The 12668-nt window shown below is 63.9% G+C and carries 12 protein-coding genes; 6 read left to right on the top strand and 6 right to left on the bottom strand.

Annotation, left to right across the window (positions count from 1 at the left end; genetic code table 11):
• Positions 1 to 11 precede the first annotated feature (11 nt).
• Together G3N92_RS03030 and G3N92_RS03025 are read right to left on the bottom strand one after the other, a co-directional pair.
• The gene (locus G3N92_RS03030; RefSeq protein ID WP_206125953.1) at positions 12 to 1385 is read right to left on the bottom strand and encodes a DHA2 family efflux MFS transporter permease subunit; all 1374 of its coding nucleotides are present in this window, start codon (positions 1383 to 1385) and stop codon (positions 12 to 14) included.
• A 108-nt stretch (positions 1386 to 1493) separates the two neighbouring features.
• The gene (locus G3N92_RS03025) at positions 1494 to 2333 is read right to left on the bottom strand and encodes a PASTA domain-containing protein (RefSeq protein WP_206125952.1); all 840 of its coding nucleotides are present in this window, start codon (positions 2331 to 2333) and stop codon (positions 1494 to 1496) included.
• Between the two features lie 640 nt (positions 2334 to 2973).
• On the opposite strand from G3N92_RS03025, the gene G3N92_RS03020 reads away from it, so the two are divergent.
• From G3N92_RS03020 to G3N92_RS03005, 4 genes are all read left to right on the top strand, one after another.
• Positions 2974 to 3561: a tetratricopeptide repeat protein gene (locus tag G3N92_RS03020; RefSeq protein WP_206125951.1), complete on the top strand. Its 588-nt coding sequence runs from the start codon at positions 2974 to 2976 to the stop codon at positions 3559 to 3561.
• Between the two features lie 124 nt (positions 3562 to 3685).
• The gene (locus G3N92_RS03015; RefSeq protein WP_206125950.1) at positions 3686 to 4501 is read left to right on the top strand and encodes a CsgG/HfaB family protein; all 816 of its coding nucleotides are present in this window, start codon (positions 3686 to 3688) and stop codon (positions 4499 to 4501) included.
• Between the two features lie 112 nt (positions 4502 to 4613).
• A complete protein-coding gene (locus tag G3N92_RS03010) occupies positions 4614 to 5624 on the top strand; it encodes a hypothetical protein (RefSeq protein ID WP_206125949.1) in 1011 nt (336 codons plus the stop codon).
• A 38-nt stretch (positions 5625 to 5662) separates the two neighbouring features.
• Positions 5663 to 6145, top strand: coding sequence for a hypothetical protein (locus G3N92_RS03005; RefSeq protein ID WP_206125948.1), 483 nt, complete (start codon positions 5663 to 5665; stop codon positions 6143 to 6145).
• A gap of 54 nt (positions 6146 to 6199) precedes the next feature.
• Here G3N92_RS03005 and G3N92_RS03000 read toward each other — a convergent pair whose 3' ends face one another.
• From G3N92_RS03000 to madL, 4 genes are all read right to left on the bottom strand, one after another.
• Positions 6200 to 7258, bottom strand: coding sequence for a helix-turn-helix domain-containing protein (locus G3N92_RS03000; protein ID WP_206125947.1), 1059 nt, complete (start codon positions 7256 to 7258; stop codon positions 6200 to 6202).
• A gap of 471 nt (positions 7259 to 7729) precedes the next feature.
• Entirely contained in the window at positions 7730 to 8173 is a 444-nt protein-coding gene (locus G3N92_RS02995) for a hypothetical protein (RefSeq protein ID WP_206125946.1), read from the bottom strand.
• 49 nt (positions 8174 to 8222) lie between these two features.
• Positions 8223 to 8990 (bottom strand): malonate transporter subunit MadM, encoded by a 768-nt coding sequence (madM, locus tag G3N92_RS02990; RefSeq protein WP_206125945.1) that lies wholly within the window; start codon positions 8988 to 8990, stop codon positions 8223 to 8225.
• A 12-nt stretch (positions 8991 to 9002) separates the two neighbouring features.
• Positions 9003 to 9392: a malonate transporter subunit MadL gene (gene madL / locus G3N92_RS02985; RefSeq protein WP_206125944.1), complete on the bottom strand. Its 390-nt coding sequence runs from the start codon at positions 9390 to 9392 to the stop codon at positions 9003 to 9005.
• A gap of 855 nt (positions 9393 to 10247) precedes the next feature.
• Between madL and G3N92_RS02980 the strand changes: the two genes are divergently transcribed.
• Both G3N92_RS02980 and G3N92_RS02975 read left to right on the top strand, forming a co-directional pair.
• Positions 10248 to 11210 carry a LysR family transcriptional regulator gene (locus tag G3N92_RS02980; protein ID WP_206125943.1) on the top strand — a complete coding sequence of 321 codons (963 nt, stop codon included), beginning with the start codon at positions 10248 to 10250 and terminating at the stop codon, positions 11208 to 11210.
• A gap of 126 nt (positions 11211 to 11336) precedes the next feature.
• On the top strand, positions 11337 to 12665 hold the full coding sequence (locus tag G3N92_RS02975; RefSeq protein WP_206125942.1) for an FAD-dependent oxidoreductase: 1329 nt from the start codon (positions 11337 to 11339) through the stop codon (positions 12663 to 12665).
• The last annotated feature ends 3 nt before the right edge of the window (positions 12666 to 12668 follow it).

Below are 12668 nucleotides of genomic sequence, written 5' to 3'. Positions count from 1 at the left end.
CCCCGATTTTTTCAGCGGGCGCTGGCGACGGGCGGGTGGCTGCCGAGCGAGCCGAACACCAGCGTCGAGGCCATCGTGATCGCGCCCACCAGCAGGAAACTCATCCGGATGCCGAACAGTTCGCTGCCGTCGGGGCCGGCCAGCAGGCTCGCGAAGCCGCCGCCGATCGACACGCCCAGGCCCATCGCGAGCATCTGCACCATCGAGAACAGGCCGTTGCCGGCGCTCGCGTCGCGGTGCGACAGATCCTTCAGCGTGATGCTGTTCATGGCGGCGAACTGCATCGAGTTCGCGCCGCCGAACGCGGCCAGCAGCAGAAGAATGACCAGCAGCGGCGTGTGCGGCGCGATCGCCGCGAAGCCGAGGATCGACGCGCCGACGATCAGCGTGTTCACCTTGAGGAACGGCACGTAGCCGAAGCGCTTCACGAGCGGCGCGATCCAGCGCTTGGTGACCACCCCGGCGATCGCGGCCGGCAGCAGCACGAGGCCCGCATGCAGCGGCGTGTAGCCGAAGCCGAGCTGCATCTGCAGCGGCAGCAGGAACGGCACGGCGCTGGTGCCGATCCGGCACACCAGGTTGCCGATCAGCCCGGTGCTGAATTTGCGATCCGCGAACAGGCCGAGCCGGAACAGCGGGCGCTCGCGGCGGCGCGCGTGCGCCACGTAGGCGAGCACGGCCAGCGCGCCGCCGAGCGTGGCGGCGGCGATCCACGGGCCGCGCGCGGGTATCGCCGGCATGTCGAGCGCGAGCGAGCAGGCCAGCATCGCCAGCGACAGCAGCACGCAGCCGATCAGGTCGAACGGTTCGCGCTCGGCGAGGCCGTCCGCCGGCAGATAGCGCAGGACGGCGAGCAGACCGGCCGCGCCGATCGGCACGTTGACGAAGAAGATCCAGCGCCACGACAACGCCTGCGCGAACCAGCCGCCGAGCGTCGGGCCGATGATCGGGGCGACCTGCGCGGACACCGACACGAACGCGAGCGCGCCCACATACGCTTCGCCGGGCACGCTGCGCAGCACCGCGAGCCGCCCCACCGGCAGCAGCATCGAGCCGCCGATGCCCTGCACGATGCGCGCGATCACGAGTTGCGAGGCGGTGTGCGAGCCCGCGCAGGCGAGCGAGCCGATCGAGAACACCAGGATCGCGGCGAAGTAGACCGAGCGCGTGCCGTAGCGGTCGGCGAGCCAGCCCGAGGCCGGCGTGAGCATCGCCATGGTCAGCGTGTAGGCCACCACCACGGAGCGCATCGACAGCGTGTCCTCGCCGAACGCGCGCGCGATCGACGGCAGCGCCGTGTTGACGATGGTGGTGTCGAGGGCTTGCATGAAGAAGCCGGCGGCTACGATCCAGAGCAGCGCCGATTGAGAAGGTGATCGCGTCATGAGTCGGGGAGGGAGCGGCAAGTAACGAAACTGAAAGCCGGGCGGCGGGCAGTCAGACCGTGACCATACGCCGGTTCCCCGATTATTGCGCGATCAATCGTTGCCGGCTCAATGGGATGGCTGTGCGCGGGCCTTCTCGCATCCGGCCTGCGCGCTCACCACGTTGTCGTTGCGCGGATCCGGATCGCCGCCGACGGTGACCACCGACAGATAGGCGCTCGCGTTGCGATAGGTGTAGCCGCAATAGCCCACGCCGGTGCCCGAGCAGGTTTCCGCCTCGATCACGCCGTGCTTCGCGAGGCCGGCCGCGGCGTCGTCGGGGCCGGGCTTTTCGTCGGGGCGCACCGGCTGCCAGCCGGCCGCGATCAGGATCTTGCGGGCCGCGGCGATCGATTTGCCGAACACGTTCGGCACGATCGCGCGCCCGCCGCAGAACGTGCGCGACGCGGCCACGTCGGTCAGCGCCAATCCTTCGTCCTGCTGATGCAGTTCGGCCACCGGGCCGCCCACCTGTTCGCCTTCGCTGATCAGCAGGCCGCCGGTTTCGAGCGGATCGAGCGTACCGAATTGCCATTGCGATGCGTGGGCGAGATAGGCGAGCGCCACCAGTTTCTTGCCGTCGAAGATGCCGAGGTTCGTATGGCGCGGCATGCAGATCCCGCTCGTGCCCGGCTCGAACCCGCTGGCGAACGACACCACGCGATACCGGCCCAGCGGCGCGTCCGACATCGCATACCAGCCGAGCGCCTCGACCGCGCGGCCGGCCGGCGACAGCGCGGTGGCGTCGAGACGGTAGTGCGCGCAGAACTCGGGCACCGGTGCGGTTTCGGGCGACCGGGGCAGCGCCGACAGTTCCACCAGCGACGTGCCGGCGACTTCGGAATGAACGCGAACCTGGGCGGATGCGGGCGGCGCGATGGCGAACAGGATGCTTGTGCACGCAACCATGCAGGCAATCGCCTGAGCATGGCTCGGCCGGCGTGACGCCCGGTTCGGGCCGGTTTCGGTAAGGGAACGGAACATGCTGGCTCTCTGCGTGATGCGGCGCGTGCAGGCGGCCAGGCCGTTCGCGCCGTCGGGTTCGGTGCGGGCCGGCGGCTTGCGCCGACCCGTGCCCGGCAGCGGTGACGGGCGCCGCCATGATGCCCGAAATCGCCGTCGGTGCGCCCCGACACAAAGTTCCGGATCCCATACGATTGAGACGCATGGAAACGAATCGTGGACGGAAAGGCACTCGCGTTTTCGACTGGAGAATTTAGGATTCAGCTTCACGAAAAGCCGGAAACACACGGCTCGCGCTGAATTCTCAAATTGTTATCGTTATCGTCAGGATGACGAACCGCGTGGGGTCCCGCAGGGATCGCCGATTCGTTTGCCGCGGCCGCCGGGCCTGCGCCCACGAACACTTGCGTTCACGAGAGACAGTACGACCGCCAGACAGTTCCGGTAGAGAGAAACCGCGGGCCGCGTGCCTGCCGACCTTTGAAACGTTTGGCTTGCGCGCCGCTCCGGTGCGAAGCGCTTCACCGCGTGCAGCGGGCGTCCGAACCGGCAGTCGAAGCGACCCGATCCGAGCCGGGGGGCCGTCATGCATTACCGCCTGTTCATGGTGCCGTCGTTGCTGCTCGCGCTCGCCGCGTGCGTGCAGCCGCAACCGAGCAACATGGTTCGCATCTGCGACGATCAAGGCTGCGCCGATCGTCCGAAAAACGTCGTCACCACCGAATTGAACGACGCTGCCCAGGATCGCGAGGATCCGCGCATCGCCGCGCTCAAGCAGAGCGCGAAATCCCAGCCGAAGGCCGCCTACGATCTCGGCCTGCGCTACTTCCGTGGCGACGGCGTTCGTCAGGACAGCTATCAAGCGCTCAAATGGATGCGCGAGGCCGCCGAGCACGGCGACCTGCGCGCGCAGAAGGCGCTCGGCGTGTTCTACCTGTTCGGCCTCGAAGAGATGGGCTCCGATCCGCGCGAAGCGGACCGATGGCTGTCGATCGCCGCCGACCGCGGCGACAAGGAATCCGCCAAGCTGCTGCAGCAGGCTCGCGACGCCAAGAAGGCCGACGAGGACGATTTCAAATGGCGTTCGCGCTGGCGCGACGTCTATTACGGCTATTGGAATTCCGGCTACACCTACTACGGCGTCTGGCAACAGACGACCTGGTACTGGTATTGACGGATTCCTAAGCATGGGGGGCCGCGACGGGGAGACCACACCTTTCGCGAACCATGCCGGGGGGCTTATCGAGGTTCGCACCGAAGCGTAAGCCGGACATCGTTTCACATCATTCGACAACGACATGAACATCACTTCCACCCTCAGGATCACGGCGGCGGCCGCACTGGCCGCTTCCCTCGCCGCATGCGGCGGCATGGTGACGCCCGGCGGCCAGAACATCGGCGTGACCGGCGCGGCCGGCGGCGCGACCAGCGCGGGCGCCGATTCGACGCTCGAGCATTGCACGTCTCCGCTCGGTACGATCGCAGTCGACGACGGCCGCAACGCGGATTGGTTCGGCCCGTTCGGCAGCGCCACCAAAGTCACCAGCATCGATCCGCTGCTGCGCCTGGCCGTGCAGCAGTCGAACTGCTTCGTGATCACGTCGGTCGGCAACCAGAAGACGGACGCGCGCCTGCAACGCATCACCGAGCTGCAACGCAGCTCGGGCGAATACCGCGCCGGCTCGAAGCAGCAGAAGGGCCAGCGCGTCGCGGCCGATTACTACATGGAACCGAACATCGTCGTCAACGATTCGGCGATCGGCGGCCTGGGCGGCGCGGTGGGCAGCATCTTCGGCGGCGGGATCGGCGCGCTGGCCGGCTCGCTGAAGAGCAAGGCCTCGGTCGTGACGCTGACGCTGTTCGACGTGCGCTCGGCCGTGCAGATCGCGGCAGCCGAAGGCAGCTCGACGGCCACCAACTGGGGCGCGGCGCTGGCCGGCTTCGGCGGCGGCGCAGGCGGCGCGCTCGGCGGTTTCTCGTCGACGCCGGAAGGCAAGGCGACCGTGGTGGCGTTCATCGACGCCTGGAACAAGATGGTCGTGGCGCTGCGCAGCTACAAGGCGCAGGACGTGCGCGGCGGCCTGGGCCGCGGCGGCGCACTGAAGGTCAACTAAGCATTTCTCCGCGACGCGCGGCGGCCCTGCGGCCGCCGCGCGGCCTGCCTCGTCGCTTGCGGGCCGTGGCCTGCGCGTCGCCTTTCCATCGCTTCAATCTTTCGAGGTCGCCATGAAAAAAGCCGCCGCGCTGGTTGCGCTCGCCTGTCTGACCCTGTCCGCCTGCGGCGGCGGGGACGATTCGTCGCCCGTCGCATCGGGTTCCTCGTCGTCGGGTTCGTCGGCTAGCTCGGGCGGCGGCGCGTCGTCGGGGGCGGGCGGCTCGTCGGGAACCGGTTCGCCGGGCACTGGCAGCAGCACGTTCACGTCGCGTTTCGAGGCGTTGACGCCCGCCAACGATGCCGCGAGCTTCCTGACGCAACTCAACGCCGAAGGCGCGAAGGGCTTTCGCTACGTCGGCGACGAGTTCTTCTCGGGCGACGCCAGCTCGCAGCATTCGATCTACGTGAACGACGGCTCGGCCAGCACCTATACCTACGAGCTGCCGGTCACGCAAACCACGCAGAGCGCGTATCTCGCGCAGATGAATGCGGAAGGCGCGCGCGGCTTCCGCTACGACAGCGACCTGACCTACGGCACGCTGTATCGCAACGACGGCTCGTCGGCCACCTACAGCTACCAGTTTCAATCGAACTCCGCGAGTCCGGCCGATTTCCTCGTGCAGGCCAACGCGCAAGGGCAATCGGGCTACTGGTTCGTCGGGCCGTATTTCATCGGCGGCGCGTTCCTGAACCTCTACGCGAAGAACGGCGCATCGGGCGCGACCTACGCCTACGAGGCGCCCGCCGAATCGGCCAGCGCGAGCGATTTCGTCACGCAGGCCAACGCCGAGGGCGCGCGCGGCTTCCGCGCCAAGGGCACGCAGGTGTTCGGCAGCAGTTCGGCCACGGTGTATGTGAAGGACCAGACGCAATCGCCGACGTTCACGTATCAGGCCGTCACGCAGCAACTGACCAGCGCCGGGTTCGTCACGCAATCGAACACGCTCGGCGCGCAGGGCAACGCGTATTTCAGCGACATGGCGTTCGGCGCCTCGACGGCGTCGATTGTTTCGGTGTACTTTGTGCCGAAGAATTGCACGGGGTTCCTGTGCACCACCTTGAATCCGCTGATTCAGAATTGAGCGGCGGAGCCGGCTTTCCTTCGAAAAGGGTTTTCGCCATGCATGCACGACGTTGGATCCTGGGCTGCGCCGCGACGCTGGGCGCGGCGTTCATCTGCACGGCCGCAGCCGCGGCCGCGGCTGACGACGTGGCCTGCCGCGCCGCGGCGCCGGCCGAATTCGCCGGCCAGGCGGCGCGCTGGCTGGGCCCGTGCCCGGGCGGCGCCGCGGATGGCGCGGGCGTGATGCGCGTGGGCACGGCCGAGCCGTATCAGTTCTTTCTCGGCGACATGAAGGCCGGGCGGCCCATGCGCGGCTTGATGATCACCAGTACGGGCCTGGAACCGGTGGAGCAGTTCGATTCGGGGCTGAACAACGCGACTTCGCGCTCGATGGAAGGCAGCACCTCGGATTCGCTGTTCGATCTGGCGGTGAATGCCGCGCACCTCACGGCGAAGCGCTTCACGGCGGCCGGCAATCGCGGCTCCGCGGCCTATTACGAGCGACTGGCCAAGCGGGTGCGCGACAGCCAGCCCGAGTAAGCCGCACCTTCCCGATCGTGACTTGCGCCGCGAACCCACGCGGCGCGCCATTGTTCAGAACGACACGAACGCGCGCATCCACTCGCTGAAATTGTTCGCCGCGGCCGCCTGCTCGGCGGAAGCTTGCGCCCACACCGATTCGCGCCGGAACTCGCGCGCCGAGATCTCGCTCGGCGTGGCGCCGAACTTCTCCTTGAACAGCCGGCTGAAGTGCTTCTCGTTGACGAAGCCGTGCCGCCACGCCACCTCGGAAATCCGCATGCGCTTGGCGGTGGGATCGATCAGCACGTTGCGCGCGCGATGCAGCCGCTTGTGCTGGATCAGCCGCGCCACGCCGCCGGTCGGCTCGAACAGGCGGTAGAGCTTCGAACGCGAAATCCCCATCGCCTTGCAGATGCTGTCCGGCGTCAGATCCGGCGACAGCAGGTGCTGCTCGATGTAGTCCTTCACGCGGTTCACGAACATCGCATCGAGTTCGGTCTCGGCCTGCTTGAGCGTGTCGAGCGTCGGCGCGAGGCAGGCCACCAGCATGTTCTTGGTGGCCTGGATCGCGTAGGGCATCTCGTCGGCGCCCACCTGCGGGATGTTCCGGCGCAGCGATCGCAGATAGTCCGCCAGCAGCCCGCCCATGCCGTGCGACAGCGAACGGCCGTGCAGCGAAGCCGCGCCGGCCGGCAGCAGGTCGCGCGGAATCACCATGCAGATGGTGTCGCCGGTGGTCACCTTCAGGTCGAACGGCGTGGCCAGGTCGAGCACGCACATGTCGCCGGGGCCGATGTGCATCGTGGTGTTGCGGCCGGCCGTGCCGTACAGCGTTTCGCTGAGCTGCAGTTGCAGGTAATAGCCGTCGAGGCCATCGGAGCGGATCCGCTGCGGCGAGCGGCTCATCGCGTGATCGACCCGATGCTCGGGATGCAGCCAGTGGCGGCCGCCGAACATGATCTGGTCGAGCAGCGTGAAATCGAACTGCGAATCGTATGGCACGCGGTCGTCTTCCAGCATGCCGATGTCGAACAGCGCGCCGGTATCCGCGCGCCAGGCATCGAAGCGTTCGCGCGCGGGCGCATAGGCCGTCGAAAAACGGTAACTCAGCCCCTCGGAATTCGTACTCATCTATTGTTATTGCCCGTTATTTTTAAAATACCGGCGGTTAATCCATTTTCGGAAAAATCGCCCGATTTTTTGCTTTTTTAACGGAGCGTCATGCCGAAAAATACCGATTCCGGTGTTGGTCGTCGCATGTCGCGCGGTGTAAACGGTTTCGCGACAAGCTTTCGTTGTGTCGTTCGAGATATTACACAGATCGTAATTTGGACAGGTGACATTTTTCCGATGAATGAAAAGCGAAAGCTGGCTGAGATCGCGCCGAGGCCTTGTCCAGTGGGCGTGGCAGCCCGGTGTGCGAGAAATGGAGGAAGGCGTCGAGAGAAAATCCGGGCCTTATCTTGTGAGGTAATTACGAACAGGCTTTCCGGAATTTTCTAATTGTGTGTCGATTGGCTTCCAATCGAATTCGAATGAAAGGCAATGCGGTGCGGTATCGCGTTATGCGTGGCGCAATAGCATTTCCGCTGCCGTAAATCGTCAGGCCGTGGCGAGGGTTTTTCGCTTCAACGTTGCGGGCGCAACGATCGCGGCGGCGCTGGCGCGCTCCGCATTGATTCGGCGTACGGCGCGCCAGGCATCGAGATAATGGCCGACCGTGGCGGCGGCGAGTTGCGCGTCGTGCAGCGCGAGGAGCGCCGCGAGCACGTCGCGGCCGGCTTCGTCGAGCCGGTACGGCGCGCCGCGCAGGTACGTGCGTTCGAGCGCGGCCTCGGCTGCGGCGGCGAGTTGCGCCGCATCGGGATCGGCGTTGCCGCCCAGCGCCGCGGCAAGGCGCACCACGTTCGCGAGCACGGCGAGCGGCGCGGGATCGCGGCCGTCGTCGCGCAGGCGCGCGAACGCGAGGTGATGCTTGAGCTGGAGATCGCGTTGCTCGCGGGCCGGCAGCGGGCCGTCGAGCGGATGGGAGGCGTGGCGGGGCATGGGAGAAGGGAACGGGCGGAGCGGCCGGCGGCCGCCCCGTTTCGCCGGATCAACTGCCGACGATCGCGCGCGTCGCGAAGAACAGCACCGACGGCCCGAGCAGGCAGCCGACACCGGTGTGGAACGTCGAGATCAGCGCGCCGTACGGCACGAGGCGGCGGTCGGTGGCGGCCAGCCCGGCGGTCACGCCGCTGACGGTGCCGGCCAGGCCGCCGAAGATCATCGCCGAGCGCGGCGTGCGCAGGCCGAGGAAGCCGGCCGCGAGCGGCGTGCCGACCATCACGATGATGGCCTTCACGAGCCCGGTGGCGATGCTCAGCGCGATCACGTCCGAGCTGGCGCCGATCGCCGCGCCCGTGACCGGGCCGACGATGTAGGTGACGGCGCCCGCGCCGATGGTGGTCATGCTGACGGCGTCGGTATAGCCGAACGCACGCGCCACCAGCGCGCCGACGATGAACGGCAGCACCGTGCCGAGCAGCAGCGACACCACGCCGATCATCCCGGCGCGGCGCGCCTCGCTGGCCTGCACTTCGAACGCGGTGGCGACGATCGCGAAGTCGCGCAGCATCGCGCCGCCCATCAGGCCGACGCCGGCGAACAGCGGCACGTCGGCGATGCCTTTCTCGCCGTGCGTGACCACGCCGCCCACCCAGGCCAGCGCGAGGCCGATCAGGATTGCGAACGCCGAGCCGTGCACGCGGCCGCGCGTCAGGAATTTCGACAGCATCATCGATACCCACATGACGATGCCGACCAGCGCGAACGCGGCCACCAGGCCGTTGTGCGCAACGACTTTCTCGAGCATGGAAATCATCCGGGCCTCCGCTTATTGCTTGGCCGGCGCGAAGGCCGGATCGGAATCGTCGTTGCCGATGCGCGAAAGCACGGCGATGCAGCAGGCGCACACGGCCACCGCGCCGATCGCCGCGAGCAGCGCGACCGGGCCGCCCTTGAGCGCGGCCACCACGTTCTGGTTGGCCGCCATCGCCACCACCACCGGGATGTACATCGCGCCCCAGAACGTCACGCCTGCTTCGGATTCTTTCGGAAGCCAGCCGCGGCGGTGCAGCCAGATGCGCAGCACGATCAGCAGCAGCATCGCGATGCCGACGCCGCCGACATTGGTTTTCACGCCGATGGCGGCGCCGAGCAGATCGCCGAGGAACAGGCCGGCAAGATGGCAGAACGCGAGCAGCGCGGTGCCGTAGATGATCATGATTGTCTCCATGTCTGTTTGGATGGTTCGGCGGCAGGGCCGCCGCCCGGCGGTTCGTCGCTGCGAACGCGTTCTCGGGCCTCGTGGCGCCGGACGACGAGCGTACCGGCCGAGACAGTCTAGTCCGGCCAGAATCGCGCATTTATGAAGTTGTCCGGGCTTTTTGATTCCGAACATCAATTAATCCCAAAAGTTGTTCAAATTTTTGTTGGGATTTGCTGGTTACCCCGCCGCTGTTCGGGGGAGGTGTCGGTTTGGCGGGGGAGGTGTTCTTGCGAGCGGGTGCTTTCTGGAGCATCCATCAAGATGGCGCACGTGGCGCTGCTGGTAGCGTCTCCCCGCTCCCAAGAGAAGGGGGGCGCCACACATTCATTCCGGGACGGCGGCGTTGCATGTCAGAGCCGTTGGGGATGCCCTGAAGCTTAAGAAGGGTGACTCCATCAGCCTAGGTTCGTGTGCATCTTCGGGCGACTCTCGTTAACGCTAGGTGCACCAGCAAGCATCCTGAGGGGCAGGAATCTCGCACAGAGTAAGCGCGCTTCTGACCTTGGGTGGCGCGCCGGTTTGCTCTATCTACTCGGCCTTCTCCGCCTGATTCTTCCTGAGCGTCTTCCGAACGGGAGTCCGTTTCGGTCGAGCCGCTCTCCCCGCTCACATCTCGCGATAACTTTGCGTCGCCTATTGCGCCAGACCACGCTAAGCCGGATGACGAGAATCATGATCTGGCCAAGGGGGCGGGTTTTTACCGATGCATATAAAGCAAGTTTGATCACTGATATTAGTTTGTCTAATATGATCGAGAAAAGGTACCGATTTTTTGATCGTGAATTAACATGGCTTATATGAGGAGTCGGAATGGCGGAACTTTCCCGATTAGAGATCCGGGCGCTTCAAGTGTTCGAAGCCGTGGCGAGTGAAGGAAGCGTATCTGGAGCGGCTTCCCGTCTCGGCGTCACACAGTCTGCTGTATCTCAGACGATCGCGCAGATCGAAGAGATTTTGGGGACGAAAGTTTTGGATCGTAGTCGTCGCCCAATCAGGCTAACTCCTGCAGGAATCGCACTGCGTAGAGACGCGAATTCGGTAGTGGAGGAGATGAGCCGTCTTCTGGCAAATGCGCGAGAGGCCGATGCAGCCAATCGACCCGAGATTCGGATTGGCATGATCGACTCGTACGCAGCCACCGTCGGACCGGCCGTAGTGAAAGAGGCGATAGGGCAAGGACACCAGGTGGTTCTGTGGGCGGGGCTGGCATATCGGCATTCGCAAGCCCTTCTGCAGCGGCAACTGGACTTGATAGTGACCTCTGACGCGCTTGAGGATATGGATCGACTGGTTCGACGTCCACTGTTCAGCGAGCCGTTTATGGTGGTGTTGCCGGCTGCGCAAAAGGATCGATTTCAAGAAGGGAACATCGCTGAAATTGCACGTCAGTTGCCACTAGTGCGCTTCAGTACCAGCTCGCACTATGGCGCATTGACCGAACGATATCTCAGACGTCGGGGCATATCGGCTAAACGCCATCTGGAGATCGACGCGTCAGACGTCGTCTTGTCGATGGTCGCGGCTGATCTCGGCTGGGCGATCACTACGCCCTTGGTTCTTTTGCAGAGTCGGGGCTATTTGAGGGACGTTTGTGTGCTTCCGATCAGCGGGCCTCCTCTTACTCGGACCATATACCAAGTGTCACGTATTGGAGAATACGAAGAAACTGTCGACTATTTTTATCAAACAAGTCGGCGAGTGTTGGAAGTATCGGTATTCCCTGAGATAAAAAGGTTGCTCCCTGACTCGATCCCGAAACTGCAGCTAAGCTGATTCTTCGGAAATAGCGCTTCAAACGAACGGTTAGCGGCCGCGACGTCGTACATTCGAGTCGTGGTTGATGGAGGTGTGCGGCATTTCCGCCACTAGGTAATGTTGACTTTGAAAATTAATTCGGCGATGAACACCCAACAATCTTCCAGTGACCGGAGAGCGGCTGACGTAGCGCCGGTATATAAACAACGTTCCGGCTGGAACGCGATGCTGCCTGAGCGCCAAATCCACCAATCGTCAACCAAGTCCCGATACGCATCGATAGTGATTGGTGGAGGCTTTACCGGTCTTGCCGCCGCGAGGCGCATGGCGGAGTTGCGACCGGGAGAAGAGGTTCTGGTGATCGAGGCGTCGACAATTGGCGAAGGGTCGGCTGGAAGAAATTCCGGATTCATCATCGACTTGCCTCACAACACGAAGATGGGTGGACATACCAGTCCTCTTGAGGTTGCACGCAAACAGATTCGCATGTACGACGACGGCAGGAATTGGCTCGCGGAGTTGGTTCGTGAGAATCGCATTGATTGCGGATGGAATCCGGCCGGGAAATATCATGCTGCAGCTGGGCGCAAAGGCGTTGAGAGCCTGCGTTCAGTAATCGAACAGTACAAAGAGTGGGGAGTATCGTTCACAGAATTTGACCGAGATGGTTTGGCCGAAAAACTTGGGACGCCTTACTATTCGTACGGGTTCCATTCGCCCAACAACGTGTTCGTTCAACCCGCGGCGCTGATTCGAGGGCTAGCAGATTCGCTGCCAAAGAATGTCACGCTTCTCGAGGGGGTGGCGGTTCTGGCTGTTGATGAAGCCAAGCCGTTCGTTGTCACGACTGTGGGCGGTGAATATATTGCCGACCGCATCATCATTGCCAATAACGGATTCGCGAAAAAACTTGGCCTCCTGCGAGAGCGCCTCTTCACAATTTTTACCTACGCGGCGGTAACTCCTCGGCTTTCGGATTCCGAGCTTGGTAAGTTGGGGGATTCAAAGGAATGGGGCGTTATTCCCGCCAACCGGCTTGGCACTACCTTGCGTCGCATACAAGACGGAAGAATGATGGTCAGAAGTGCATATTCCTATGAGAGTGAGCAATCACCTGTTAAAACTCGCGAGCTGCTTACTGATTGCTACAAGCGTCGGTATCCGCAGATGAACTCTCACGAGTTCGAATATACCTGGGGCGGAACAACAGCGCTGACTCGAAATGGGGCATCTTATTTCGGCGAGCTTCGACCTGGACTTTATGCTTCGGTTGGTTGCAACGGTGCCGGCGTTTTGAAGGGTAGTGTATTTGGAAAGTTGTTGGGTGAGATGGCAATGGGAATCTCATCGCAAGCTCTAACGGACGTTTTAGGCTTTGATGGCCCAACGTGGCTGCCTCCCGATCCAATTAGAAGAATTGCTGTCACGTCAGCAATTCGATATCAGGCCTCCGTAGCTGGGCCTGAACGTTAATCC

Origin of the sequence: Burkholderia sp. Ac-20379 (assembly GCF_017104645.1) — a bacterium.
Taxonomy (GTDB): domain Bacteria; phylum Pseudomonadota; class Gammaproteobacteria; order Burkholderiales; family Burkholderiaceae; genus Burkholderia.
Note: the sequence above shows the minus strand (reverse complement) of the source record. Positions and strands in the feature narration are given on the sequence as shown.